This window comes from Kribbella sp. NPDC050820, assembly GCF_040653975.1.
In the GTDB taxonomy this organism is placed as follows: domain Bacteria; phylum Actinomycetota; class Actinomycetes; order Propionibacteriales; family Kribbellaceae; genus Kribbella.
Genome location: NZ_JBFAHB010000038.1, coordinates 40,328 through 62,853 on the forward strand (window position 1 = coordinate 40,328; position 22,526 = coordinate 62,853).

Here is a 22,526-nt window from a genome sequence, read left to right on the forward strand (position 1 = left end):
GCCGGCTACTTCGCGGCCCCGGGGACGGCTGCCTCTCCCGGCGGCAGCGGGCGGGAGCCGGCCGTCGACCTGCCTGCACCGACCAGAACCTGCACGACGGCCAGCAGGCCGGCTACGAGGACGAGCGACCAGAAAAGCCGCGACAGTGAGACGTCGTTTCCCCACAGCAGTACGACGACGCCGAGCAGACCGGCCACCACGCGCAACCACCGGGCGTTCGGCGCGACCCATCGGCCCGCGTCGCCGACCGGGCTGTCGGACACGGCGCCGCCGATACTCTCCAGACCGCCGCTGACAGTGTTTCGTACGGCGGATCCGTACCGGTTGGAACCGGCGTACCAGCCGATGACCACGAGGATCAGGCCCAGCCAGAGGAACACCTGGCGACCGCGTTCGAGGTAGGCGAGCAGAGTGTCGAAGAACACCGCGCTGGCCGGACCGAACGTCGTACCGGCCAGGGCGTCGATGAACAGTTGCCGCCCGACGGCAAGCGCCAGCGCCATCAGCAGGGCGTTCGCTGCCAGCGCCGCTCCGATGACCACCGTCATTCGCGGACGGTTGCGGGCGAGCACCAGCGCGATGAGATACAGCCCGGCCACTGCCACGATCAGCCACTGGGCCAGCGGGTTCGCGAACGCGTAGATCGTCTTGATCTGCTTCAGCTGCGGTGCGTCCATCAACACGATCTGCTTGTCGATGTCGGGGACCGGGATGTTCTGCACGATCGTGAGTCCCCGGTCGACCAGGCGTTGCTTGACCCGCTCGATGACTTCGGAGACGTCCAGGACGATCTGATCGCCCTGCAGCGAGACGGCTCCGGACTGGTCACCGGCCAGGATGCGCTGGAAGGCCTGCTGGGCTCTGGTGTTGGCCGCGGTCCACAGGTCGGCGAACTCGTCCGAGGCGAGGAACTCGCGGACCTGGCGGTCGATCAGGCTGTTGATCGCGGCAGACAGGGGACCGATCAGTCGCTGGAGCCGGGGCCGGTCGGTGATCACGCCGGCGAACACGTCGTTGAGCATCGCCTCGATGTCGACCTGCTCCTCGATCGCGGTGGTGACCTTCGTCGCGATGGCGTCCTGCACCTCAGGGGAGTTCACCAGCGGGCCGACGGTGTTCACGTAGCGGGTGGTGTCGTTGAGGGTGCGTTGTCCCCAGTACGCGACGGCTGCGGGTGTCGTCAGGAGCGCCGCCAGGAACACACAGATGACCACCGCGGCCGTGCGCCCCCGTGAAGGCCTGTCGGCCGCCGGTGCTTGGCCCGGCACGCTGCGCTCCGGACCGGGCGGAGTGGGGTCAGGATTCGACATGCTGCGCCTCCTCGCCTGCCGGCTGCAGGTCGATCGTCGCTTCCGCCCGCAAGCCGGGCCTCACCCCACGCGGATGAACCGCCGCCGAGCTCACACCTGGACACCGCCGGGATAGCCGGCTGCCTGCCGGCGCTGCAGGCCGCCGGAGATCCAGTGCACGATGTCGAGAAGGCCGGCGAAGGCCACCCAGAACCAGTCGGACCCGGACAGGCCGCCGCCGGTGTAGAGGATGACGTACATCAGCGTCGCGAAGGGCAGGAAGACGATCCCGAGCAGCGGCCAGATCCACGAGTCGAACGCGGCGTCGACCAGCTTGGGTCGCGCCACCCACACGATGAACAGCGCGAACCGCGGGAACACCCCGGCCAGCAAGACGAAGAAGCACCCCATGTCGACCCTCCCGCAATCCGGCCATCGTCGACCTGCATCGTGACCCGGCCGCCGGCGCTGAGCATCATCCGGCCGGGGTGAGGCGCGCATGGCCGGCGAGAGCAAGCATCCAGACAGGAGCCGCCGCCGATTCCGGCGGCGGTTGAAGCAACGGGAGGAGATGCCAAGATGACTGCGCAACGGGGCGGGGCGGCAATGACCGGCTTCGTCGTGTTCGCCGGCGTGATGCTCGTCATAACAGGACTGGTCAACGTCTTCCAAGGACTCGTTGCTCTGTTCGACGACGAGCGGTTGGTGATCACGCCGGAGAACCTGATCTGGGTGGACGTGACCGGCTGGGGCTGGTTCCTGCTGATCTTCGGCCTGATCCTGCTGGCCGTCGGCGGCGGCCTGCTGCTGGGCCAGACGTGGGCCAGGATCACGGGCATCGTGGTCGTGTGCCTGCACGCCGTACTACAGATCCTGTCGCTCGGCGCGTACCCGGTCTGGTCGCTGCTGATGCTCGCGCTGGACGTCGTCGTGCTGTACGCGCTCACTGCCCGGTGGTCCGACGTCCGCGACCGGCTCGGCAGGCATGGCAGCAGCAGCGTGGACGTGGCCTGGAACGGCCACGAGGACGAAGCCAAGCCCGCCACCCAGCAGCAGCAGGGTGCCCCACCGATGAGCTGACGACTGGAGGGTTACTCGGGGGCTCCCCGCCGGGAGCCCCCGTCGTCTGCCTTCGGCCGTGGGTCGCGCCAGTTCGCGCCGGTCTGCTGGATGTACTGCGCGACGGCGTCGTCGAGCGTCGGGAGGAAGTGCGCCGGGTCGATCGTGCGGGTGAGCTCGTACCGCTCGATCTTCGCGCGCACCGGATCCTTCATCTCCGCGAAGACCAGGGACACCCCGCGGGCGTTCAGCCAGGAGTCGAGCTCCTGCAGCATGTCGGAGGCGGTGGTGTCGACGTCGGTGATCGGCTCGGCGGCCACGATGATCCAGCGCAGGTCGGGGTGGTCCTCGGCGATCTCCCGCACCTTGTCACTGAACATCCGCGCGTTCGCGAAGATCAGCGGCGCGTCGAAGCGGTAGACGACCAGCCCGGGCAGCAGTTGGGCGTCGGGGTAGCTCTCGGTGTCGTGCAGGCCCGCGATTCCGTCCACCCGGCCGAGCTCGGTCTCGTGCGGCCACCAGGCGCGGCGGAAGACGTTCAGGATGGACAGGGCAACGGCGATGAGAATGCCGGGCAGCACGCCCAGCAGGGCCACGCCGAGCAACGCGATGACGGACAGCCCGAACTCGGTACGGCGCTGGTGCCACAGCCGGCGCGTCCCGGCGATGTCGGCCAGCGACAGCGCCGCGGCGATGACGATCGCGCCCAGTGTCGGTTGCGGCACGTACTGCATCAGTGAGGTGGCGAAGACCAGGACCACGGTGATCATTCCGGCGCCGACGATGCCGGTCACCTGGGACCGGGATCCGGCCTGCTCGGCCACGGCGGTGCGGGACCCGCTGGTGCTGACCGGGAAACCCTGGAAGAAGCCGGCCGCGATGTTGGCGGCGCCGATGCCGACCATCTCCTGGTTTCCGCGCACCCGATCGCCCTTGCGCGCGGCGAACGCCGACGCCGTGGACATCGTGTCGGCGAGCGCGACGACGGCGATCGCGAGCGCCCCCACGAACAGCGGCGGCAGGTCGCCCCAGCCGACCGCGGGGATCGTGAAGGGCGGAAAACCCTGTGGGAGCACGCCGACCGTGTCGACCTCGCGCTCCTCCAGGTCGAACGCGTTGACCAGGAGGGCGGCCAGCACGACGACGATGAGCACGCTCGGCAGTTTGGGCAGCAGCCGGTTCAGCAGCAGGATGCCGGCCAGGGAACCGATCCCGAGGATCGCGGCCGTCGCGTTGGCGGCGCCGTCGGCGAGTCCGGTGAAGAAGTCGCGTGTCTCGGCCACCAGTCCCTCGGCGTCGACGGAGAAGCCGAAGAGCTTGTCCAGTTGCCCGATGATGATGGTCAGCGCGAGCCCGTTCATGTAGCCGATCTGGGTCGGCTTCGACAACAGGTCCGCCACGAACCCGAATTTGGCCACTCCGGCGATCGTCATCACGACACCGACCATCACGGCCAGCATCGACGCCAGCGCGACGGCGCGAGCGGGATCGCCGTTGGCGAGCAGGAGCGGCGCGATGGTTGCCGCGATCATCGGTCCGAGGGACGAGTCGGGACCGAGCACGAGTACCCGGGACGGCCCGAAGACCGCGTAGCCGAGCAGACACAGGATCGAGGTGTAGAGCCCGGTGACCGGTGGCAGGCCGGCCAGTTCGGCGTACGCCATCCCTTGGGGCACCAGCAGTGCCGAGAGCACCAGGCCGGCCACGACGTCCCGCGGCAGCCAGGTCCGCTGGTACGACCTGGCCATTCCCACGCCGGGCACGTACTCCTGCCACCAAGGCTGTTTCACGTCCGGTCGGTCGGAGACTGAGGCCATGGTGATCAGCCCGCCGGCTTACTCGGCCACGAACGGATCGGGCGCGGCCCCCTCGGGAGCCTGCTTCTCGAGGGTGACCTTGATCTCCTGCAGCGCCTCGCGTGCTTCCTTGCTGACCTTCGGGTAGCGCGGATCGAGCTCGATCAGCGTGTTGGCGAGCACCGCGGCCGCGGCGATCCGCGCGTACCACTTGCGGTCGGCGGGAATCACGTACCAGGGCGCCCACTCGGTGCTGGTCCTGGACAGCATCTGCGAGAACGCACGCTGGTAGGCGTCCCAGTACTCGCGCTCCCGGATGTCGGCCGCGGAGAACTTCCAGTTGTGGTCGCGCAGGTCGATGCGCCGCAGGAAGCGGATCCGCTGCTCCTCCTGGGACAGGTTCAGGAAGAGCTTCACGATCTTGAAGCCGTTGTCGCTGAGCGTCCGCTCCCACGCGTTGATCTCGTGGTAACGCCGTTTCCACAGGCCCTTGCGGGTGCCGCGCGGAAGCTTCTGACGGTCGAGGAGCTCGGGGTGCACGCGGACGACGAGCACCTCCTCGTAGTGCGAGCGGTTGAAGATCCCGATCTCGCCGCGGGCCGGCAGCCGCTGCCCGTAGCGCCACAGGTAGTCGTGGTCGAGCTCCTCACTGGAGGGGACCTTGAAGCTGTTCACCGACACACCCTGTGGGTTGACCCCGGTCATGACGTGGCGGATCGTGCCGTCCTTCCCGGCGGCGTCGAGCGCCTGCAGGACCACCAGCACACCGTGGGTGTGCTGGGCGTACAGCCGGGACTGGTACTCCGACAGCAGCTCGGTGCCCTGGACCAGCAGTTTGCGGCCGCGCTTCTTGGACTGGATCGTGCCCTTGAAGTCCGGCTCGAAGTCCTTGGCCAGGTTGACCTTCGACCCCGGTTCGACGCGGAACGGCGCGATGAAATCGGCAATCCGCTGCTCGCGAGTTGTCATTCTCTGCTCCCTACCTCTGCAGGCGCCGGCGGTGTGTGCCGAGCGCGGGCCGGCGCAAGGGCGGTTTCGGGGCTGAGCGTCGCCGGGGTCCGCTGCCCACGGCGGGTGACCAGTTTGTCCAGCTCGACGACGACCGGGAGCAGCGCGGCCAAGGCGAAGCACGTGAGCCACTGGCGCGGGCTGAGCGCGACAGTGAGCAACCCGCCCTGGAAGGCCCGGAGCTCGGTCGCCAGGAACAGCAGTACGACGGGGATCAGGCCGATCGCCAGCGCTTTGACGATCGGTGGCGTCAGGCCGCTGGCCGGGGCGCGCCGGTTGACCACCGAGTTGAACGTCGTGCCCAGGCCCATCACGACGAAGGTCATCGTGATCGACACGGTGCCCTGCGTCGTACTCGGCTCGTCCGGCCCCGCCACCAACGGCGCAAACGCTGCCAGGAAGAGCACGATCGCGTAGCCGACCCACCTGATCACGGCGTTCCGGTTCGTGATCGGCACCCCGGGGTCGCGCGGCGGACGGTGCATGACGTCGGGATCACCGGGGTCGACAGCGATCACCACGACACCGACGGCAGTGGCGAAGAACAGCAGGAAAAGCACCATCGACGGAGTCATCGCCACCCCGTCGTTGATGTCGAACACGGTGGCGGCGAGGAACAGCAGGACCAGCCCCAGCAGCTGCGTCATCTGGTACCGGACGTACGAGACGACCTTGTCGTAGACGCGCCGGCCGATCTCCACGGCGTGCACGAGGGTGCCGAAGTTGTCGTCGGTGAGCACCATCCGCGCGGCCTGCTTGGTCACTTCGCTGCCGCTGCCCATCGCCACCCCGATGTCAGCCTGCTTGAGGGCTGCCGCGTCGTTGACCGCGTCACCGGTCATCGCGACGATCAGGCCCTGCTCCTGCATGGCCCGGGCCAGCCGCAGCTTGTCCTGGGGGGTGACCCGTCCGAACACGTGCAGCTCGGGCAACCGCTGCTTCAGCTGCTCGTCGCTGAGCGCCTGCAGTTCCGGGCCGCCGATCGCGCCGGGGCCGAGGCCCAGGTCCGCGCCGATCGCCTGCGCCGTGACCGCGTGGTCGCCGGTGATCATGCGCACGTCGATGCCGGCGGTGAGCGCCGTACGGACCGCGTCCTTGGCCTCCGCGCGCAGCGGGTCGATGATGCCGGCCATCCCGACGAACGACAGCCCGGTGGTCAGGGACATCGGATCGCCGGTCATCGTGTCGAGCTCGTCGCCGGTCACCAGGCGGGCCGCGAACGCGAGCACCCGCAGGCCTTTCTGCCCCATCCGGGTGTTGGCCTCGTCGATGCCGGGCCGCGACTGCGCGATCGGAACCTGCGAGCCGCTCAGCGGTCCGCCCGCCTGGCTGCAGCGCGCGACGACGACGTCGGGGGCGCCCTTGACCAGTTCGATGACGTGCTCGGCGCCGTCGACGGTCACCCGGTGGAACGTCGCCATGAACTTGTACTCGGAGTCGAACGGAACCTCCGCCAGCCGCGGGTAGTTGCGCCGGGTCTCCTCCGCGTCGATGCCGAGCTTCGCGGCGAGCACGACCAGCGCCGCCTCGGTCGGGTCGCCGATCACCGAACCGTCGTCGCCGACCACTGCGTCGCTGTCGAGCGCCAGTCCGAGTCCGAGACGGGTGAAGTCGGGAACCGGGACGCCGGCCACCGATCGGATCGCGCCGCTCTTGCGGTAGCCCTCGCCGTCCACGGTGAACCAGGTCCCGCCGGCGTACAGCGTCGAGACCATCATCTGGTTCAACGTGAGCGTGCCGGTCTTGTCGGTGTTGATCGCACTCGTCGCACCGAGGGTCTCGACATCGGTGAGGTTCTTCACCACGGCTTTCGCGTCGGCCAGCTGCCGGGCGCCGAGTGACAGCAGGCCGGAGACGAATGCCGGCATGCCGGTCGGCATGGCCGAGATGGCCATCGCGGTGCCGAGCAGCAGCAGGTCCTTGCCCGGCATCCCGCGGATCAGGCCGACCACGACGATGACCGCGACCGCTCCCCAGGCGATGATCCCGAGAACCTTCGTGAGCGAGTCGAGCTCGCGCTGCAGCGGCGACCGGGTGCGCTTCACCGAGGTGAGCATCGACGCGATCCGCCCCATCTGCGTCTGCAGCCCGGTCGCGGTGACCACGATCGCGCCGGTGCCCCGGGTCACGGAGGTGTTCTGGAACAGCATGTTGGTCTGGTCGCCCAGACCGACGTCGGGGGAGGCCAGCGCACTGGTGCCCTTGGCAATCGGTGCGCTTTCCCCCGTCAGCGCGGCCTCCTGCGCCTCCAGCGTCGCGGACCGGACGATGCGTCCGTCGGCAGGCACGATGTCGCCCGCCTCGACCTCGACGATGTCACCCGGAACCACCTGGGTGGCCTCGATCATCGTGACCTCGCCGTCGCGGACGACCCGCGCCTGCGGCACCTGCAAGGTGGCGAGCGCGTCGACGCTCGCCCGGGCCGCCAGTTCCTGGCGGGTGCCGAGCCCGACGTTCAGCAGGATGAGCAGGGCGACGATGACGCCGGTCGAGAGCTCCCCGATCACCAGGCTGACCACGACGACGGCGATCAGCATGATGTTCATCGGGTCGCGCAGCTGCTGAGCGGCGACCACCCAGATCGAGGGCGGCTTCTCCGCGGGGATCTCGTTCGGGCCGTACGACGAGAGCCTGGCCGCCGCCTCGGTCGCGGAAAGTCCCGAGCCGGTGTCGGAGCCGACCGCCGCGACCACCGCCTCGGCAGCGAGCGAGTACGGCGCTTTCCCGGCGCCGGTCGCCGGTGATGCTGCCATGCCAGTCGTGCCGGTCGTGCCGGCCGTGCCGGTCTCACTCACGCGTGTCTCCCCTCGCGCCGACGTCAGACCTGCTGCTGGATGGCGTCGATCCGGTTCGAGCTGATGGCCTTGATGAAATCTGCGAAGTCCTGGTCGTTCTGGGCCGCGTAGCGTTCGGAGAAGTCGGTGATCGCCGTGTCGAAGGCGCTGTCGTCACCGAGGTAGGCGGCGATGGAGACCGGGTCACCGGACCGTGCGTGGGCTCGGGCCAGGGTCCATCCGCAGGTGCGCGCGTAGAACGCCATCGTCGCCGGAGCCATCAGCTCCACGAGCGCCGAGCCCTTCATGTCGCGCAGCTGGCGCCAGTAGAAGTAGCGGTCCGCCTGGACACCCTTGGACCAGCCCAGGAAGATGTCGCTGCTGGCCTGCATCAACCGCTGGCCCTGGACCACCCGCTCACCCGGCTGCTTGAACGTGCTCTTGCGCAACGGTCCTTCGAGGACCGACTGCGTGGCTTCCTTGACCTGGAGGAACAGCGGATCGCTGCGGTCACGGCCCTGCAGCAGGACGATGAACGCCCGGGTGCCGACGCTGCCGACGCCGACGACCTTGCGTGCCCAGTCGACGACCTCGAAGCGCTCCAGCAGTTGCCGGAGGTCGAGCCGAAGAGTGGAGCGGTAGTCCCGGAACGCGTCGAAGACGACTTCCTCGAGCGCCCCGGGTTCCAGACCGTAGGTCTCGTGGAGGTCGCGCGCGGGGACGACCACTGGCGGAACGCTGGCGATCCGGTAGCGTCCGTCGACCTCCTCGCTGAGCTTGGACAGGGCCTGCTCGCTGTTGCGGGAGTGCGCCTTCAGAGCGTTCTTCGCGAAGCGCTTCTGGGCCTCCTTCACCTGCTTCGCCGTCATCCCGCTCGTACCGTCGTCCGCGCCGGTGTCCTTTTGCTTGCCCTTCTTGGACCCCTTGCCCTTGCCCTTGTCGCCGCCGGCCGCACCCCCGGCGGCGAGGAAGGCCTCCACCGACTGCTTGATCTGCTCCTCGGAGATGTGGGCGTACCACACGTCGAGTGTCTTCATCGCGGCGAACTCGGCCATCGCCTCCCGGTAGGAGGTGACGCAGGCCTTGGTGATCGCACGAGTGTCCGACGTCGAGCAGCCGTTGTTCTGCGCCGCCACCGTGAAACTGGCCGCCAGCCGCTTGACGTCGTACTCGAACGGGCCCGGAAGCGTCTCGTCGAAGTCGTTGATGTCGAAGATCAGCGTTCGCTCCGGGGAGCCGTAGACACCGAAGTTCGACAGGTGGGCGTCCCCGCACAGCTGGACCTCGAGCCCGGAGGTGGGTGTCTCGGCGAGGTCGACGGCCATGATCTTGGCGGCCCCCCGGTAGAACGTGAACGGCGAGACCATCATCCGGCCGTGCCGCAACGGCACCAGGTCCGCGTCGCGCCGGAGGTTCTGCTCCTCGATGAGTGCCACCGGGTCCGGCCGATCCGCGGCCGGCCGCCATCCTGCGTGACTGTCCGGCTTCGTTCGCGTACGAGCCTCGAGACCGCGGTCCCGGCGCTCCTCCAGCGTCAAATGGTGAACCTTCGCCGACATGACCGGCCGCCTTTCTCCGTCGCAGGCGCGACTCGCCGGGCGAGCCGGGTACCCACCCGGCGAACCGCGTACGGCGCTGACGATTCAGCAGAACCCGGGCCGCCGCATCACCCCTGAGGGACGATCAGGCGCCCGGCCGGTGGCGGCGGATTCATCCGGGGTGTGGGATGTCCGAGTGGAGCGGATGGGTGTGGGGTGAGTTCCATGAAGCGACGGGTTGCGGCAGTTGTGGCGCTGGTGGTGGGGGCGGCGACTGTTGTGCTGGGCGCCGTGGTCGCCGTCCGGGAGTTTCCGCGCGGCCTCGGGGTGCTGGCCTGTGTGGTGATCGCCGCCGTTGCGGCCTGGTACGGCGTGCTGCGCAGAGGAGTCGCCCGCACGGCGGGGCTGTACATCGCGGGTGTGGCCCTGGCCGGGGCGGTGATCCTGATTGCCGTGGGTGGGAAGTTCGGCGTCGATCTGCTCGTCCTGGGTGGGCTCCTGGTGACGCTGGCCGCGACGCGAGCCAGCTTCACCGCTCGGGTGGAGTTGCCGCGTGTGGCCGCGCCACAGCATCCCGTGCTGTTCTACAACCCGCGCTCCGGCGGCGGGAAGGCCGAACGCTTCGCGCTCGCCAAGGAAGCGCGGGACCGCGGGATCGAGCCGATCGAGCTGAAGGCCGGCGACGATCTCGAAACCCTGGTCCGCGGCGCGGTCGAGCGGGGCGCCGACGGACTCGCGATGGCCGGCGGCGACGGCTCGCAGGCGATCGTCGCCGCGATCGCCGCCGAGCGCTCGCTGCCGTACGCCTGTGTGCCGGCCGGCACCCGCAACCACTTCGCACTCGATCTCGGAGTCGACCGGGACGACGTCGTCGGCGCTCTGGACGCGTTCGTCGACGGCGGCGAGCGGCTGGTGGACCTTGCCGAGGTCAACGGCCGGGTGTTCGTCAACAACGTGTCGCTCGGCCTGTACGCAGAAGCCGTCCAGCGCAGCGGGTACCGCGAGGCCAAGCTCCGGACGCTGCTCGACACCGTGCCGGACGCGCTCGGCTCCGGTGGCAGCCAGCTCGACATGCGTTGGACCGGCCCTGGGGGCGACGGCCATCGCGGCGGTGCGGCTGTGCTGGTCTCCAACAACCGCTACCGACTCGGCCGCGCGGTCGGTTCCGGCACCCGACCGCGCATCGACGACGGCCTGCTCGGCATCACTGTCCTCGGTTCGCCCACCGAGGGCGAGGAACGCCGTGCTCAGCGTCCCTGGCGCGAGTGGTCCGCTCCGACCTTCGAGGTCGAAGCCGACCGGCCACTACCCGCAGGCGTCGACGGGGAGGCCCTCGTTCTCGACGCGCCGCTGCTGTTCCGGATCCGGCCGGGAGTTCTCCGGGTGCGGATCGCGCACCAGCACCCGGGGGCGTCGCCGTCGGCGACGGCTCCCGAAGGCCTGCGCGACGGCCTGGCCGAACTGGTGCGCATCGCCCTCGGCCGGAACCGGAAACCGGCGAGTTGACACTGGCGAGTTGACACTGGGAGGCCCGCAATGGATCTGATCGAGGTCGAGACCAAGGAGTCGATGAGCCGGGAGGCCGCCGCGGCGCGCCTGCACGCGCTCGCCGACATGCTTGCCAAGGACAACAATGTCGAGTTCGAGCGGGGTGGCCTGCGGATCACGGTGCACGTACCCGACGAGGTGCACCTGAAGGTCGAGTTCGAGCTCGGGGACGACGGCAGCGAGCTCGAGGTCGAGCTCACGTGGTGACGGCACCGAGGCCGAGCTCACGGGCCGTCCGGCGTCGTGGCGAGACCGGCACGCTGAGCCTCCTCGAGGACTTGGACCACGCGGTGTTCCGGTCGGTCGCGCGGATGTCCACGCCGGTGCTGGACGAGCCGCTGCGGCGGGTGTCCGACTTCGCCGACTTCTCCAAGCCGTGGTTTCTGGTGGCCGGCGCCCTCACGGTGTTCGGCGGCTCGCGGGGGCGGCGCGCTGCAGTGGCGGGACTCTCCGCGATCGGGGCCGCGTCGCTGGTGGTGAACCAGCCGATGAAGAAGGCGGCGCGTGAACGTGTCCGGCCCGATCGGCACTTCCACGGCGTCCCGGTCCGGCGCTGGGTGCGGATGCCGACGTCCGGATCGTTTCCGTCCGGACATTCCGCCTCCGCAGCGGCCTTCGCCGTCGCGGTCGGAGGCGTCCTGCCCGGGCTCCGGCCGCCGCTGCGGGTGGCTGCCTCGGTCGTCGCGTTCTCCCGGGTCTACACGGGAGTGCATTACCCGAGTGACGTGCTGGTCGGTGCGACAGTCGGAGTGCTGGCCGGGCGACTGGCCGCGCGGCTGGCGCTACGCCGCCGGCCGCCGACCGACCTGACGGTGCGCGGGGCGTCGTGATCGCGGGGCGGGGACCGCGTCGTCGCCGGCTTGCTCGAGGCGGACGTAGCGCTTGCCGAGCGGCCCGGCCGACATGCCGTGCAGCACCACACTCAGCAGCACGGTGAGAGACACCGCGGCGATCGCGCGTTCCACCAGCTCGGTCTCACCCAGCTCTTCGATCGCGAGCAGTGCGAACACCACCGAAGCGAGTCCCCGCGGCCCGAACCATCCCACGAAGCCGACCGTGCGCACGTCCAGTCCCTTCCCGATCAGCGACAGCGCGACCGGCGCCATCCGCACCACAGTCAGGCTCAGTACGGCGTACGCGATCAGCGGCACGTCGAAGTTGTGGACTGCGATCGGCACCAGCGCGGCCCCGAACAGGAACCAGACGGCGAACGCCAGGATCTCACCGAGGAGCTCCGGTGGCTCGATGGCGTCGTCCGGGTCGATCACCTCCTCGTCCAGCCCGGCCCGGAAGGCCAGGCCGGCCAGGAACGCCGCGATGAATCCGTTGCCGCTGAGGGCGCCCGCAAGAGCGAAGCTGCCGAGTGCGGCGGCGAGCGTGCCGAGTCGCGCGGCGCCGGTGCCGGCCCAGTGCCGTTGGGAACCGATCGTCAGGAGCTTGGCGCTTCCCAGGCCGGCCACCAGGCCGACGATGACGCCGACCGCCAGCTCCAGCAGAGCGCCACCCCCGTCGGTGGCGGTCCCGTCCTCGTGCGCAGCTCCGAGCTGTCCGGCGGCGACGGCGATCGTGAAGGTGACGACCGGTGTGACGATGCCGTCGTTGAGCCCACTCTCCACGTTCAGGGCGCGGCGCAGGCGCATCGGGATTCGCTGGTCGTTGATGACCTGTGCGCTGAGAGCAGCATCGGTGGGGGCCAGCGTGGCACCCACGAAAGCTGCCAGCGCCCAGGTGAGATCGTCGAACAGCCAAGCCGCCAGGAGCGATCCGAGGACCACCGAGAGCGGTAGCCCGATGCCCAGCAGGCGCGCGGGAAGGTAAATGTCTCGCCGCAGCCGGGAGATGTTGACCCGCGCCGCGTCGGCGAACAGCAACAGCGCGAGGGTCAGCTCCGCGGTCAGGTGGACCGACGGCGCGCCGACCTGCAGCGTGAGCGGTCCCCAGTCCTGGTTGCCCAGCACGTAGCCGGCGACGGTGAAGACCAGCGGACCGGTGATGTTCGCCTTGGCCAGGAGGTCCGACGTCACGGCCCACGCCAGGACGAGGAGCGCGAGTACCGCGAACGCGGCTTCGGTCATTGGCGCGCAGTCGTGCGCCGCCGCGACCAGCGGGTCCGGGGGCTGAGCGCGCGGACGTAGAAATCGCCAAGCTCGTAGTGCTGGTCAGGGCAAGTGGGCAGCGACCTGGCCGAGCCGAAGGTGACGTCCTCGATGGTGAGCCGGGAACCGCGGCTCAACGCGTCGTGGTAGCCGACGAGTCGCCCGTCCACGCGCAGGTACGTCTTTCCGTTGGTGTGCCAGTCGAAGCGCAGTTCCACGAAGTGCGTGGTGGGATTCGGCAGCTGGCCGATGTCGTGCCGGCTCCGGTGCAGCCGGACCCGGACCAGAGCCTGGAAGGTCGTCAGCGGTTCGAGGCGCAGGTCGAACGAGTTCCCGAGCCGAAGGATCCGCAGCGACGAGGCAACGGCTGGATCAGGCTGCTTGATCCGCAGCCGGCAGCTGATCCCGACGACGTCCAGAAGCGGTGTGTCGAGGACGTAGCGCAGAGCACGACCCGGTGCGACCAGCACGGTGCCGTCGGACGGATCGAGGGCGGGCGAGGCTGGTGACCAGGTGCCGGGTAGGCCGTGCAACGACCGGAGGTCGTGGTCCGGGAACTCGTTCAGCAACACCGATCGCCACATGGGGACCTCCTCATCCGGCTTGCTCCGCGGCGACTTCGCCAGGCTGGACTTCCTCTGCGGGCTCCGCGACCGGTGCGTGCTCCGGCAGTTGGTCGCCGGAGATGAGGCCGCTGAGCCAGCGGGTGGACGGATCGGCGTCCAGGAGCAGGGCCTTGACCAGCAGCGACAGCGGGATGGCCAGTACGGCGCCCACCGGGCCGAGGATCCACGCCCAGACGATCAGGGACAGGAACGTCAGCGTCGTGGACAGCCCGACCGCGTCCCCGACGATCTTCGGCTGGATGATCGACTGGATGATGAAGTTGATGATGCTGTAGGCCACGATCACCCACACCAGCGTCGCCCAACCCTGGTCGAGCAGTCCCAGCAGCGCCGGCGGCACCACTCCGATGAAGAACCCGACGTTGGGGATGTAGTTGGTGATGAAGGCGAGCAGACCCCACAGCCAGGGCAGCGGGATGTCCAGCAGGTAGAGGATTCCGACGTCGAACACGGCGACGATCAGCCCGAAGACGGTGGAGACGATCAGGTAGCGGGTCGTGTTGCGGGCGAAGCCGGCCAGCGCGCCGGCGATGTCCGGCCGCGTCCCCGCCGCCTCACCCAGCCGGTTGGCGAACGGGGCTGCGTCGATGCACATGAAGAACAGCACGACGACGACGAGCCCCAGGCTCGACACGACCCCGAGGAGTCCGCTCAGCCAGCCTTGCAGGACATCGAAGAACTGACTGAGGTCGATCCCCTGCAGCGCGGCCTGGAGTTGCTCGGTGCCCACGCCGAGGCCGGCCAGCCAGCTGCGCGCGTCGTCGACCAGTTCGGCGAACTGGTCCTGGTAGGTCGGCAGCAGAGTCGCCAGCTTGGCCACCGAGTAGGCCAGCGCGCCTGCCATTCCGAGCAGGAAGACGTACACGGTCACCAGCGAGATCAGCGCGGCGATCCATCCCTTGACGCCACGCCGGACCAGGAGCCGGCGCAGCGGGCTCACCGCGATCGTCAGCACCAGAGCGAGGAAGACCGGCCCGGCGATGTCGGAGAACCCGCGCAGGCCGGCGGCGGTCAGGACCGCGCCCGACGTCCCGAGCAGGACGACCACCCCGCGCGGAAGCGCCCAGGAGGCAACCGCCGAATCTGTTGCCGGGACCCGGCCGTCAGGCGACTCCGTGGAGCCTGCGGACATCGTCGCAACCCCCTCTCGCCGACTCACCCGGGCCTCGAACATCACTCAGATCGGTCTGGGCAGCATCACCCACGCCGGATGATCCTCGGCCGGCCCTGCCGTTGCGGCTGGGTCATCCGGTCGGGGTGAGGCGGCGCCGGACGTCGCTGCGAGACGCTGCCCCCGTGACGTGGAGCACCCTGTGAAGGAGGCCGGATGGGTGACGGGTCGCCGGCCGGTACGGCCAGAGCGAGCCAGGATCGGCAGCCGTCCGACTACGCCGGGGCGATCTACGGGTCCCTGCTCGCGGCGTCGGTGGTGGCCGGTACCGGTCCCGGGCAAGAGCCTCCAGACCCTGCGGAGCTGGTTGTCCTGTTGCTGGCAACCGGCGTGGTGTTCTGGCTGGCCCATGTCTACGCGCACCTGGTCGGCGAACGATCGAGCCGGGCACTCATGTCCGCGAAGGAGTTCCGCGTCGCTGCCAGGCGGGAGTGGCCGATCGTGCAGGCCGCCGTACCACCCGCGGCCGCGGTTGCCGTCGGCGCGCTGCTCGGGCTGTCGGACGCCGGCGCCGCCTGGCTGGCGCTCGCGGTGGCAGTCGGATCTCAGCTGGGTTGGGCGCTGTACGTCGCCTCCAGAGCAGGCGCCACCTTGAGCCGCCTGATCGCCGCGGGGGTGGTCAACCTGGTGCTGGGCATGGTGATCGTCCTGCTGAAGGCCGCCTTGACGCACTGAGAGGTGTCGCGATGACCGACCACACCGCCGGGAAGTGGTTCCTCCGCCCGGACGAGCGCGGCAACCCGGGCACGGACATCGACCGGATGGGAGACGTGGACGGATCCTGGGTCGAGGGCAACCTGGTGCGGCCGCTGATCCACGGTGCGACGTACTTCCGCCGGCTGTACGAGGAGCTGAGCGCGCTGCGGCCCGGCGGCCGGGTGTACTTCACCGACTGGCGTGGCGACGCGGACCAGAAGCTGCTGCCCGACGGCCCGTCGATCGGGGCCGTGCTGGCCGACCTGGCCCGGTCGGGGATCGAGGTCAGGGGGCTGCTGTGGCGATCCCACTCGGACCACCTGCAGTTCAGCGCCCGGGAGAACCAGCGGCTGGGGACGAAGCTCAACGAGGCCGGCGCCGAGGTCCTGCTCGACCAGCGGGTCCGGCGGATGGCGTCGCACCATCAGAAGCTGTTCGTCATCCGACACGCCGGCCGGCCCGAGTTGGACGTCGCCTTCGTCGGCGGTATCGACCTGTGCCATCAGCGCCGCGACGACGTCGAGCACCGGGGGGATCCGCAGCAGGCGCCGATCGATCGCAGGTACGGCGACCGCGCGCCCTGGCACGACGCGGCGCTGGAGATCCGCGGACCGGTCGTCGGCGATCTGCTGCGCAGCTTCTGCGAGCGCTGGGACGACGGCCATCCGCTGGACCGGCGAACGCCGCACCGGATGCTCGTGCAGCGGCTCGCCCGGATGCCACGCCATCCGCAGCCGCTGTCCGAGGCGTTCCCCGATCCGCCGGTGGCCGGGCCGCACGCCGTCCAGGTGCTGCGAACGTACGGCCACAAGCACCCCGGATATCCGTTCGCGCCCGAGGGTGAGCGCAGCATCGCCCGTGCGTACGGCAAGGCGTTCGGCAACGCCCGGAACTTCATCTACGTGGAGGACCAGTACCTGTGGTCCGAGCTGATCGCGCGCGGGATCAACGATGCCCTGGAGCGGTCGCCCGGCCTCCGGGTGATCGTCGTCGTACCGCGGTACCCGGCCGCCGACGGAGCGCTGAGTGGGCCGCCGGCCCGCTTCGGCCAGCTGCGCGCCCTGCGGATGCTGCGGCGGACCGCGCCCGAACGGATCGGGATCTACAACCTGGAGAACGAGGCGGGGGCGCCGATCTACGTGCACGCGAAGATCTGCATCGTCGACGACGTCTGGTTCACCTGCGGCTCGGACAACTTCAACCGCCGATCCTGGACCTGCGACAGCGAGCTCACCTGCGCCGTCCTGGACCAGACGGTCGAGGACCGCGAGGTCGTTGCCGACGGCGCCCGCCGACTGGCGCGTGACCTGCGGCTGGAGGTGTGGTCGGAGCACCTCGGCCGGACTCGCCGCGACCTGGCGAAGCTCGACCCGGCGGACGGCTTCGACCTGTGGCGGCGAACGGCGGCGGACCTGGAAGCCTGGTACGCCGGCGGCCGCAGGGGAGCGCGGCCGCGCGGGCACATCCGCCCGCACGAGGCACGGCCGGTGACCCGGTTCCAGGCGTTCTGGGCGGAGCCGCTGTACCGAGTCGTCTACGACCCGGACGGCCGCCCACGCCGGATGCGCCGGCGGGGGGAGTTCTGAGGTGAGTGCCGAGGTCGTGTTCTGGTGCGTTGTGCTCGCGCGCTTCGCGCTGCCGCTGCTGATCCCGTCGTTCCCGCTGCCGGCGATTCTCGCCTGCCTGCTGCTCGACGGTGTCGACCAGACGATCTTCCAGGCCTTCGGGTACGACCCGCCGTTCTACCAGAGCTACGACAAGGCGATGGACGTCTTCTACCTGTCGGTGGCGTACCTGGCGAGCCTGCGGAACTGGACCAACCCGTCGGCGGTCCGGGTCAGCCGCTTCCTGTTCTTCTACCGCCAGGTCGGGGTGGTGGCCTTCGAGCTCACCGGCGCCCGGTTCCTGCTGATGCTGTTCCCGAACACCTTCGAGTACTTCTTCATCGCCTACGAAGGGGTTCGCACCCGGCGGAACCCGCTGCGCTACTCGTTGCGGTTCTGGGTGCTGGTCGCCGCGGCGATCTGGATCTTCGTCAAACTGCCGCAGGAGTACTGGATCCACATCGCCCAGCTGGACCTGACCGACACGATCCGCGACGTTTCCTGGTTCCTGCCGGTGCTGGTCGTCGCTGGGCTCGCGCTGCTCGCGATCGTGTACTTCGTCGTCCGGCCACGACTGAGCCCGGCCGACTGGTCCTGGCGGTTCCGGGCCGACCCGCTGCCCGAGGGAATCGGCGAGGCCCGCGAGCGGGCCGCCTACCAGGCCGCGCATCGGAAGGTCTTCGACTCGACGACGCTGGAGAAGACCTTCCTGATCGGCCTGATCAGCGTGATCTTCGGCGAGGTGCTGCCCGGCGTCCAGACCAGCAACGTCAGGCTGTTCCTCGGGATCGCGGTCTTCGTCGTGGTCAACGCCGCGATCGGGCTCTGGGCGGCGAAGCGCGGCTACTCCTGGAACTCCGCCGCGGTCTCGTTCGGGGTCGTGCTCGCGACGAACGTCGTACTGGTGGTGCTGGCCGACGTCCTGCTGGCCCGGGGATCCGGCCGGCTGGCGCTGACGGACACGCTCTTCTTCGTCTTCCTGTTCAGCGTGCTCACCACCCTCTACGACCGGTACCGCCCGATCGCGGACTACCGTGCCGCCGCCGGTGGCCTAAGTGTCCGGTCGCGAGGGCAGTAGTCCCAGCTCCCAGGCCCGTCGTACGGCCTCGTTGCGGCGCGATGCGCCGAGCTTGCGAAGGATGCTCCGGACATGGCTCCGGACCGTGTTGACGGAGACGTACATGGTGCCGGCGATCTCTTCGGTGGTCAGGAGCTCGGCGAGGTACTCGAGGACCTCCTGTTCCTTGCTGGTCAGCGACGAAGTGATGACGAGCTCGGTCTGCGGCATGCCCCAGCGATCGGCGGCGCGACCACGGCCTCGATGGGACGGCCCGCGGAGCCAAGCGTGCTGTCTCATCAGCTCACCACTCGGCTGGAGCATCCTTCGCAGCGGCTGCGGCGCCTCCGCGAACGGGCGCCGAAGCTGCTCGGGAGCGGCCAGTCTGAGGGCACGTTCCAGACAGAGCCCGCCGCGGCCGGTGTTCCCGGCTCTGAGCGACTCCGCGGCTTCGACCAGCCAGCCGTCCACTTGAGTTTCGAGCGGGGCGGCGCGATCGGTGGCCACGTGTGACTGCGCCGGCGGGCGCTCACCTGCTTCGGCCACTGCGCTCTGCAGCACCAGGAGGGACTCGGCTTGATCGCGGCCGTCCGACTGCTCGATGACCCTGATGGCCTCCTCCGGCTGGTGTTGCGTCACCAGCAGCTTCGCTTGGTCGACGACCAGGGCCTGGCCGAGCCAGCCGCCGTACGAGCCGTAGTTGCTGCGCGCGGCCCGCAACTCCGCGGCGGCCAGATCGAGGTCGCCGCTCGCCCGCATCAGCCTGGCCCGAACCAGGGCGAGCGCAGCAGCGACAACTCGCGTGTCGTGGATGGGAGCGGCGGCCTCGGCGGCACGCTGCACCAGGTGTTCGGCGCCGGGCAGATCGCCCCGGTCGGCGCGCATCCAGGCCTCGGCCACGATCGTGGCCTGGGGCAGGTCCGGCTGCGTCTCCGACTCCGCGAGCGCGGTCGCCTGCGCGACGACCTCCTCGGCTCGCCGCAGCCGGCCTCGGATCGCCTCGACCAGCGCCGACATCCCGAGGAACTCGGCCAGAGCCTCGTGGGCGCCACTGTCCTCCGCGATGGCAGCACCTGCGGTGAAGGCCTCCAGAGCCGCCGGGAAGTCTCCGTGCCTGAGCAAGGCCCGGCCCTTGCAGCCGATGACCAGCAGCCTTGCTTCCGGATGGGCGACGACTGAATCCGGCGAGGCCGCCCGGAGCCTGGTCTCCGCGGCCAGTACGGCGGTCAGTCCGGTCTCGGTGTCGCCCCCAAGGCTGGCACAGACCGCCTCCAGCACACTGACCGCCAGTTCCACCGACTGGCTTCGGGCGGACACCTCGTGGTCCAGCCAGGTCCTGGCCTTGGCCAGCTCCATCGCGCAACGGTCGACCTCGAACGTTCCGAGCGCGAGCGAGGCTCGGACGATCGCCGCCTCGGGCCCGTCGAGGTCGTCGGGAAAGCCGGCGAACAGAGAAGCCAGCTGCCGGCTGCTGCGCCCGGCGAGGAGCGCGGCACAGTCGAGATCCGCCACCAGGTACTGGGCCGCGTGGAACCAGTCGCCGGCCGTGACGGCGTGATGGATCGCCTCCATCGGCTGACCGTGCCTGGCGAACCAGGCGGCGGCAGCGCTGTGCAGGGCAGTAGCGACGGTGGGTTTCTCGTACAGCAGCTGGGCGCGAAGGAACTCGCGGAACAGCGCCTGGTAGCTGTAGCAGTCCGCGGTTCCCGGCACCGGCTGGATGAACGAGTTGCCGTGGGAGAGGAACTGGAGCGACCGGAGGTCACACGGACGCCCGGTCAGGGCTTCGGCCAGCCCCGGGCGGACCACGTCGACCAGGCTGGTCCGGAGCAGGAACCTGCGCAGCTCCGGTGGTTGCGCGTCGAGCACCTCGGTCATCAGGTACGCCGCCACGTTGCCGGTGTCCCCGCGGAACTCCCGGATGACCCGCTCCCGGTCGGACTTCCCGGCGAGGTTCATCGCCGCGAACATCAGGCCGACCGGCCAGCCGTCGGTCCGGGCGTGGATCTCGGCGACCTGCGAGTCGGTCAGCTCGAGCTTGAACGTGCGCATCAGCGCCGTGGTCTCGGCCACGGTGAAGGCCAGGTCGGTGGCATGGATCTCGGCGATGGTGTCCGCCAGCCGGTAGCGGTGCAAGGGCAGCGGTGGGTCGGACCGCGTCACCAGCACCAGCCGCACTCGTCCGGCATCGCCGCGGATGATGCGGTGCAGGCTCTGCCCGAGCTCCGGAGTGATGGTCAGGTCGCCGCAGTCCACCACGAGCACCAGCACCTGCCGGCCGCTGCGGTGTGCACCCTCGCGGACGCGCTCCAGAACGTCCGCAGCTTCGCTACCGGCCCTCAGCGCGACCCGCCTGACCTCGGCCGACCCCCGGTAGAGCGCGGCCCACGACTCCACCAGCATCGTCTTGCCGAAGCCCGCGGGCGCGCTGATCAGCGTCAGCGGCCGCTGGACCCCGAGGTCCAGGCGATCGACGAGCCGCGGCCGCGGCACTGTTCCGCGCAACACCACCGAGGTCGCTGTCGTGGACTTCCAGCGACCCTCGAACGGTGCATCCGGTGAAGTGTGTTGTCCTGCTCCCACCCCTGCGTGCTGATCGCTCGGCATGTCCCCTCCTGGCGATGCGTGACGACGTCACTGACCGCTGGGGAGGGCGTGCGTGGCAGGTCGCACCCTTTGACGGAACCACGAAAGAGCCTTTAAAACCAGCGTTTCCCGTCCGATTGCCGGACAATTCGAGACGAACTGGTACCGATTGCGGGGCGAACCGGACGCGGTCCCGGCACGCCGGTCGGCAGTTCACCCCACAGGGGTGAAGCCGCGGCAACGGACGTTTGCGAGCGTCGAAACGCACAGGCTGGAACGGAGTGGTTTCGATGGTCGATGCGACGTACGAGATCCGCGTGGCCGGCGCAGTACCCGAGCAGGACCTGCGGGACATGCGCGCGGAGACGCTCGCGGTCGACCAGGTGAGCACCGTCGTCTATGCGATCCCGGACCAGGCCGCGCTCTACGGCCTGCTGGCCCGACTCCGTGCCCTGGGCATCGAGGTCGTCGAGGTCCGCCGGATCCTGGATCCGGGCTCGGCAGAGCGGATCGACATCGATCCGGGGAGGGAAGACGATGAGAGCGACACGTGAGCGCTTCCGCCCGTCGTACCAGGTCGTCGTCCAGGGGGAGCTGAGGCCGGCCGTGCTGGCGTTCTGCGCCGGTCCGCAGGCTGATCACAAGACGTCCGGAACCTTTCGCATCCGGGTCCGGGAGGACCAGGGCATCGCGGACCTGGCGGCGATGCTGCAGGCCGCGGGCCTGACGATCCTGAGCATCCGGCAGGTCACGCCGGCCGAGGTCCGGGCTCCCGCGACACTGCCGGGCTGAGTTCATCCCGCGCGGGTGATGACTGGTGCCGGCCGGCCGCGGCAGTGTGGCGGGGAACAGGACGCCGGGGTCGCCAGACCCTTGTGGAGGGGTGGAGAGTCATGCCAGCAGCAGACGTTCACGGACCCATCGACTACGTGCTCCTCGAGTTCACCGGCAACCGGTTGACCGGTCGAGCGGCGGAGGAACTCGTGAACCTCGTCGAGCGCGGCATCATCCACGTGTACGACGTGATGGTGGTCGGCAAGGACGCGGACGGGTCCACCTACATGGTCGATCTGGCCGAGTCGTCAGGTCCGGCCGGTGGGTTCACGGACCTCAGTGGCGCCCGGTCGGGGCTCCTGGCCGATGAGGACCTCGCCGAGGTGGCCGGCGCGATGGAGCCGGGCACCCTGGCCGCCATGATCGTCTACGAGAACACGTGGGCGCGGCCGTTCGTCGCGGCGGCGCTCGAATCGGGTGGCACGCTGATCGCCGGCGGGCGCATTCCGGCCGAGGACGTGATGGCCGCCCTCGACGCGCTGGAAGCCCTGGACGCCCTGGAAAAGACGAGTTGAGGAGCCTGACATGCCAGGACTGCTGCGAGGAATAGTGCGAACCGCTGCCGTCGCAGGCACTGCGACTGCGGTCCACGGCCGGGTCCAACGGCGTCAGGACGAAAAGTTCGCCCAGCGCGACGCCGACACGGCCGCCACGCGGAATCAGGCCTACGCCGAGCAGATGGCGCCGCCGCCGACCTATGCCGCGCCGCCGCCTGCTGCGGCACCACCTCCGGCCACGGCCGACCGCTTGGAGCAGCTCAAGAGCCTGGGCGAGCTCAAGCAGTCCGGTGTTCTCACCGAGGCGGAGTTCGAGGCACAGAAGGCCAAGATCCTCGCCGGCTGAC

General features: G+C 69.6%; 21 protein-coding genes. 11 read left to right on the top strand and 10 right to left on the bottom strand.

The genetic code is table 11. The features are described from left to right. Nucleotides 1–5: 5 nt before the first annotated feature. Both AB0H36_RS28120 and AB0H36_RS28125 read right to left on the bottom strand, forming a co-directional pair. A complete protein-coding gene (locus AB0H36_RS28120) occupies nucleotides 6–1,310 on the bottom strand; it encodes a hypothetical protein (RefSeq protein ID WP_360529735.1) in 1,305 nt (434 codons plus the stop codon). Nucleotides 1,311–1,400: 90 nt separating this feature from the next. Then, a complete protein-coding gene (locus AB0H36_RS28125; RefSeq protein ID WP_360529738.1) occupies nucleotides 1,401–1,700 on the bottom strand; it encodes a hypothetical protein in 300 nt (99 codons plus the stop codon). A gap of 168 nt (nucleotides 1,701–1,868) precedes the next feature. Here AB0H36_RS28125 and AB0H36_RS28130 point away from each other — a divergent pair, with 168 nt between their 5' ends. Beyond that, nucleotides 1,869–2,369 (top strand): hypothetical protein, encoded by a 501-nt coding sequence (locus AB0H36_RS28130; RefSeq protein WP_360529741.1) that lies wholly within the window; start codon nucleotides 1,869–1,871, stop codon nucleotides 2,367–2,369. Between the two features lie 11 nt (nucleotides 2,370–2,380). Here the strand turns inward: AB0H36_RS28130 and sulP are convergent, their stop codons facing one another. From sulP to AB0H36_RS28150, 4 genes are read right to left on the bottom strand one after another with little or no spacing between them, the layout of a single operon-like run. Next, nucleotides 2,381–4,138: a sulfate permease gene (gene sulP, locus AB0H36_RS28135; RefSeq protein WP_360529744.1), complete on the bottom strand. Its 1,758-nt coding sequence runs from the start codon at nucleotides 4,136–4,138 to the stop codon at nucleotides 2,381–2,383. 45 nt (nucleotides 4,139–4,183) lie between these two features. Then, on the bottom strand, nucleotides 4,184–5,113 hold the full coding sequence (locus tag AB0H36_RS28140; RefSeq protein ID WP_360529747.1) for a polyphosphate kinase 2 family protein: 930 nt from the start codon (nucleotides 5,111–5,113) through the stop codon (nucleotides 4,184–4,186). Continuing rightward, nucleotides 5,110–7,947, bottom strand: coding sequence for a cation-translocating P-type ATPase (locus AB0H36_RS28145; RefSeq protein ID WP_360529750.1), 2,838 nt, complete (start codon nucleotides 7,945–7,947; stop codon nucleotides 5,110–5,112). The genes AB0H36_RS28140 and AB0H36_RS28145 overlap by 4 nt, the downstream gene beginning before the upstream one ends. Nucleotides 7,948–7,970: 23 nt before the next feature. Continuing rightward, complete coding sequence (locus AB0H36_RS28150) at nucleotides 7,971–9,485, bottom strand: DUF2252 domain-containing protein (RefSeq protein WP_360529753.1); 1,515 nt, start codon at nucleotides 9,483–9,485, stop codon at nucleotides 7,971–7,973. 204 nt (nucleotides 9,486–9,689) lie between these two features. Between AB0H36_RS28150 and AB0H36_RS28155 the strand changes: the two genes are divergently transcribed. Genes AB0H36_RS28155 through AB0H36_RS28165 form a run of 3 tightly spaced genes read left to right on the top strand, consistent with a single transcriptional unit; the run spans nucleotide 9,690 to nucleotide 11,842 of the window. Next, the gene (locus AB0H36_RS28155) at nucleotides 9,690–10,970 is read left to right on the top strand and encodes a diacylglycerol kinase family protein (RefSeq protein WP_360529756.1); all 1,281 of its coding nucleotides are present in this window, start codon (nucleotides 9,690–9,692) and stop codon (nucleotides 10,968–10,970) included. A gap of 30 nt (nucleotides 10,971–11,000) precedes the next feature. Continuing rightward, entirely contained in the window at nucleotides 11,001–11,219 is a 219-nt protein-coding gene (locus AB0H36_RS28160) for an amphi-Trp domain-containing protein (protein ID WP_360529759.1), read from the top strand. Further along, the gene (locus AB0H36_RS28165; protein ID WP_360529762.1) at nucleotides 11,216–11,842 is read left to right on the top strand and encodes a phosphatase PAP2 family protein; all 627 of its coding nucleotides are present in this window, start codon (nucleotides 11,216–11,218) and stop codon (nucleotides 11,840–11,842) included. Before AB0H36_RS28160 ends, AB0H36_RS28165 begins: the two co-directional genes overlap by 4 nt. Here the strand turns inward: AB0H36_RS28165 and AB0H36_RS28170 are convergent. The 3 genes from AB0H36_RS28170 to AB0H36_RS28180 are packed head-to-tail and all read right to left on the bottom strand — an operon-like array spanning nucleotide 11,795 to nucleotide 14,866. After that, a complete protein-coding gene (locus AB0H36_RS28170) occupies nucleotides 11,795–13,087 on the bottom strand; it encodes a cation:proton antiporter (RefSeq protein WP_360529765.1) in 1,293 nt (430 codons plus the stop codon). The genes AB0H36_RS28165 and AB0H36_RS28170 overlap by 48 nt on opposite strands. Continuing rightward, nucleotides 13,084–13,692, bottom strand: coding sequence for a hypothetical protein (locus tag AB0H36_RS28175; RefSeq protein WP_360529768.1), 609 nt, complete (start codon nucleotides 13,690–13,692; stop codon nucleotides 13,084–13,086). The genes AB0H36_RS28170 and AB0H36_RS28175 overlap by 4 nt, the downstream gene beginning before the upstream one ends. A 10-nt stretch (nucleotides 13,693–13,702) precedes the next feature. Next, on the bottom strand, nucleotides 13,703–14,866 hold the full coding sequence (locus AB0H36_RS28180) for an AI-2E family transporter (RefSeq protein WP_360529771.1): 1,164 nt from the start codon (nucleotides 14,864–14,866) through the stop codon (nucleotides 13,703–13,705). Between the two features lie 195 nt (nucleotides 14,867–15,061). Here AB0H36_RS28180 and AB0H36_RS28185 point away from each other — a divergent pair, with 195 nt between their 5' ends. From AB0H36_RS28185 to AB0H36_RS28195, 3 genes are read left to right on the top strand one after another with little or no spacing between them, the layout of a single operon-like run. Next, nucleotides 15,062–15,580, top strand: coding sequence for a hypothetical protein (locus AB0H36_RS28185; protein ID WP_360529774.1), 519 nt, complete (start codon nucleotides 15,062–15,064; stop codon nucleotides 15,578–15,580). Between the two features lie 11 nt (nucleotides 15,581–15,591). Beyond that, entirely contained in the window at nucleotides 15,592–17,187 is a 1,596-nt protein-coding gene (locus tag AB0H36_RS28190; RefSeq protein WP_360529776.1) for a phospholipase D-like domain-containing protein, read from the top strand. A gap of 1 nt (nucleotide 17,188) precedes the next feature. Continuing rightward, nucleotides 17,189–18,283: a hypothetical protein gene (locus tag AB0H36_RS28195; protein WP_360529779.1), complete on the top strand. Its 1,095-nt coding sequence runs from the start codon at nucleotides 17,189–17,191 to the stop codon at nucleotides 18,281–18,283. Here AB0H36_RS28195 and AB0H36_RS28200 read toward each other — a convergent pair. Then, a complete protein-coding gene (locus tag AB0H36_RS28200) occupies nucleotides 18,257–20,869 on the bottom strand; it encodes a LuxR C-terminal-related transcriptional regulator (protein ID WP_360529782.1) in 2,613 nt (870 codons plus the stop codon). The genes AB0H36_RS28195 and AB0H36_RS28200 overlap by 27 nt on opposite strands. Before the next feature lie 269 nt (nucleotides 20,870–21,138). Between AB0H36_RS28200 and AB0H36_RS28205 the strand changes: the two genes are divergently transcribed. The 4 genes from AB0H36_RS28205 (at nucleotide 21,139) to AB0H36_RS28220 (ending at nucleotide 22,525) form a co-directional block, all read left to right on the top strand. Further along, nucleotides 21,139–21,402 carry a hypothetical protein gene (locus AB0H36_RS28205; protein WP_360529785.1) on the top strand — a complete coding sequence of 88 codons (264 nt, stop codon included), beginning with the start codon at nucleotides 21,139–21,141 and terminating at the stop codon, nucleotides 21,400–21,402. Beyond that, nucleotides 21,386–21,640, top strand: a complete 255-nt coding sequence (locus AB0H36_RS28210; RefSeq protein ID WP_360529788.1) for a hypothetical protein — start codon at nucleotides 21,386–21,388, stop codon at nucleotides 21,638–21,640. Before AB0H36_RS28205 ends, AB0H36_RS28210 begins: the two co-directional genes overlap by 17 nt. A 101-nt stretch (nucleotides 21,641–21,741) precedes the next feature. Beyond that, the gene (locus AB0H36_RS28215; RefSeq protein ID WP_360529790.1) at nucleotides 21,742–22,197 is read left to right on the top strand and encodes a DUF6325 family protein; all 456 of its coding nucleotides are present in this window, start codon (nucleotides 21,742–21,744) and stop codon (nucleotides 22,195–22,197) included. A gap of 10 nt (nucleotides 22,198–22,207) precedes the next feature. Continuing rightward, nucleotides 22,208–22,525: an SHOCT domain-containing protein gene (locus AB0H36_RS28220; protein ID WP_360529793.1), complete on the top strand. Its 318-nt coding sequence runs from the start codon at nucleotides 22,208–22,210 to the stop codon at nucleotides 22,523–22,525. Nucleotide 22,526: the final 1 nt, after the last annotated feature.

What these genes read in the sequence shown, in the direction of transcription:
- AB0H36_RS28155 (WP_360529756.1), top strand. Translation starts at nt 9,690, where the DNA reads ATGAAGCGACGGGTTGCGGCAGTTGTGGCGCTGGTGGTGGGGGCGGCG.
- AB0H36_RS28160 (WP_360529759.1), top strand. Translation starts at nt 11,001, where the DNA reads ATGGATCTGATCGAGGTCGAGACCAAGGAGTCGATGAGCCGGGAGGCC.
- AB0H36_RS28140 (WP_360529747.1), bottom strand. Translation starts at nt 5,113, where the DNA reads ATGACAACTCGCGAGCAGCGGATTGCCGATTTCATCGCGCCGTTCCGC.
- AB0H36_RS28215 (WP_360529790.1), top strand. Translation starts at nt 21,742, where the DNA reads ATGCCAGCAGCAGACGTTCACGGACCCATCGACTACGTGCTCCTCGAG.
- AB0H36_RS28220 (WP_360529793.1), top strand. Translation starts at nt 22,208, where the DNA reads ATGCCAGGACTGCTGCGAGGAATAGTGCGAACCGCTGCCGTCGCAGGC.
- AB0H36_RS28125 (WP_360529738.1), bottom strand. Translation starts at nt 1,700, where the DNA reads ATGGGGTGCTTCTTCGTCTTGCTGGCCGGGGTGTTCCCGCGGTTCGCG.
- AB0H36_RS28205 (WP_360529785.1), top strand. Translation starts at nt 21,139, where the DNA reads ATGGTCGATGCGACGTACGAGATCCGCGTGGCCGGCGCAGTACCCGAG.
- AB0H36_RS28120 (WP_360529735.1), bottom strand. Translation starts at nt 1,310, where the DNA reads ATGTCGAATCCTGACCCCACTCCGCCCGGTCCGGAGCGCAGCGTGCCG.
- AB0H36_RS28180 (WP_360529771.1), bottom strand. Translation starts at nt 14,866, where the DNA reads ATGTCCGCAGGCTCCACGGAGTCGCCTGACGGCCGGGTCCCGGCAACA.
- AB0H36_RS28200 (WP_360529782.1), bottom strand. Translation starts at nt 20,869, where the DNA reads ATGCCGAGCGATCAGCACGCAGGGGTGGGAGCAGGACAACACACTTCA.
- AB0H36_RS28190 (WP_360529776.1), top strand. Translation starts at nt 15,592, where the DNA reads ATGACCGACCACACCGCCGGGAAGTGGTTCCTCCGCCCGGACGAGCGC.
- AB0H36_RS28150 (WP_360529753.1), bottom strand. Translation starts at nt 9,485, where the DNA reads ATGTCGGCGAAGGTTCACCATTTGACGCTGGAGGAGCGCCGGGACCGC.
- AB0H36_RS28185 (WP_360529774.1), top strand. Translation starts at nt 15,062, where the DNA reads ATGGGTGACGGGTCGCCGGCCGGTACGGCCAGAGCGAGCCAGGATCGG.
- AB0H36_RS28175 (WP_360529768.1), bottom strand. Translation starts at nt 13,692, where the DNA reads ATGTGGCGATCGGTGTTGCTGAACGAGTTCCCGGACCACGACCTCCGG.
- AB0H36_RS28170 (WP_360529765.1), bottom strand. Translation starts at nt 13,087, where the DNA reads ATGACCGAAGCCGCGTTCGCGGTACTCGCGCTCCTCGTCCTGGCGTGG.
- AB0H36_RS28130 (WP_360529741.1), top strand. Translation starts at nt 1,869, where the DNA reads ATGACTGCGCAACGGGGCGGGGCGGCAATGACCGGCTTCGTCGTGTTC.
- AB0H36_RS28210 (WP_360529788.1), top strand. Translation starts at nt 21,386, where the DNA reads ATGAGAGCGACACGTGAGCGCTTCCGCCCGTCGTACCAGGTCGTCGTC.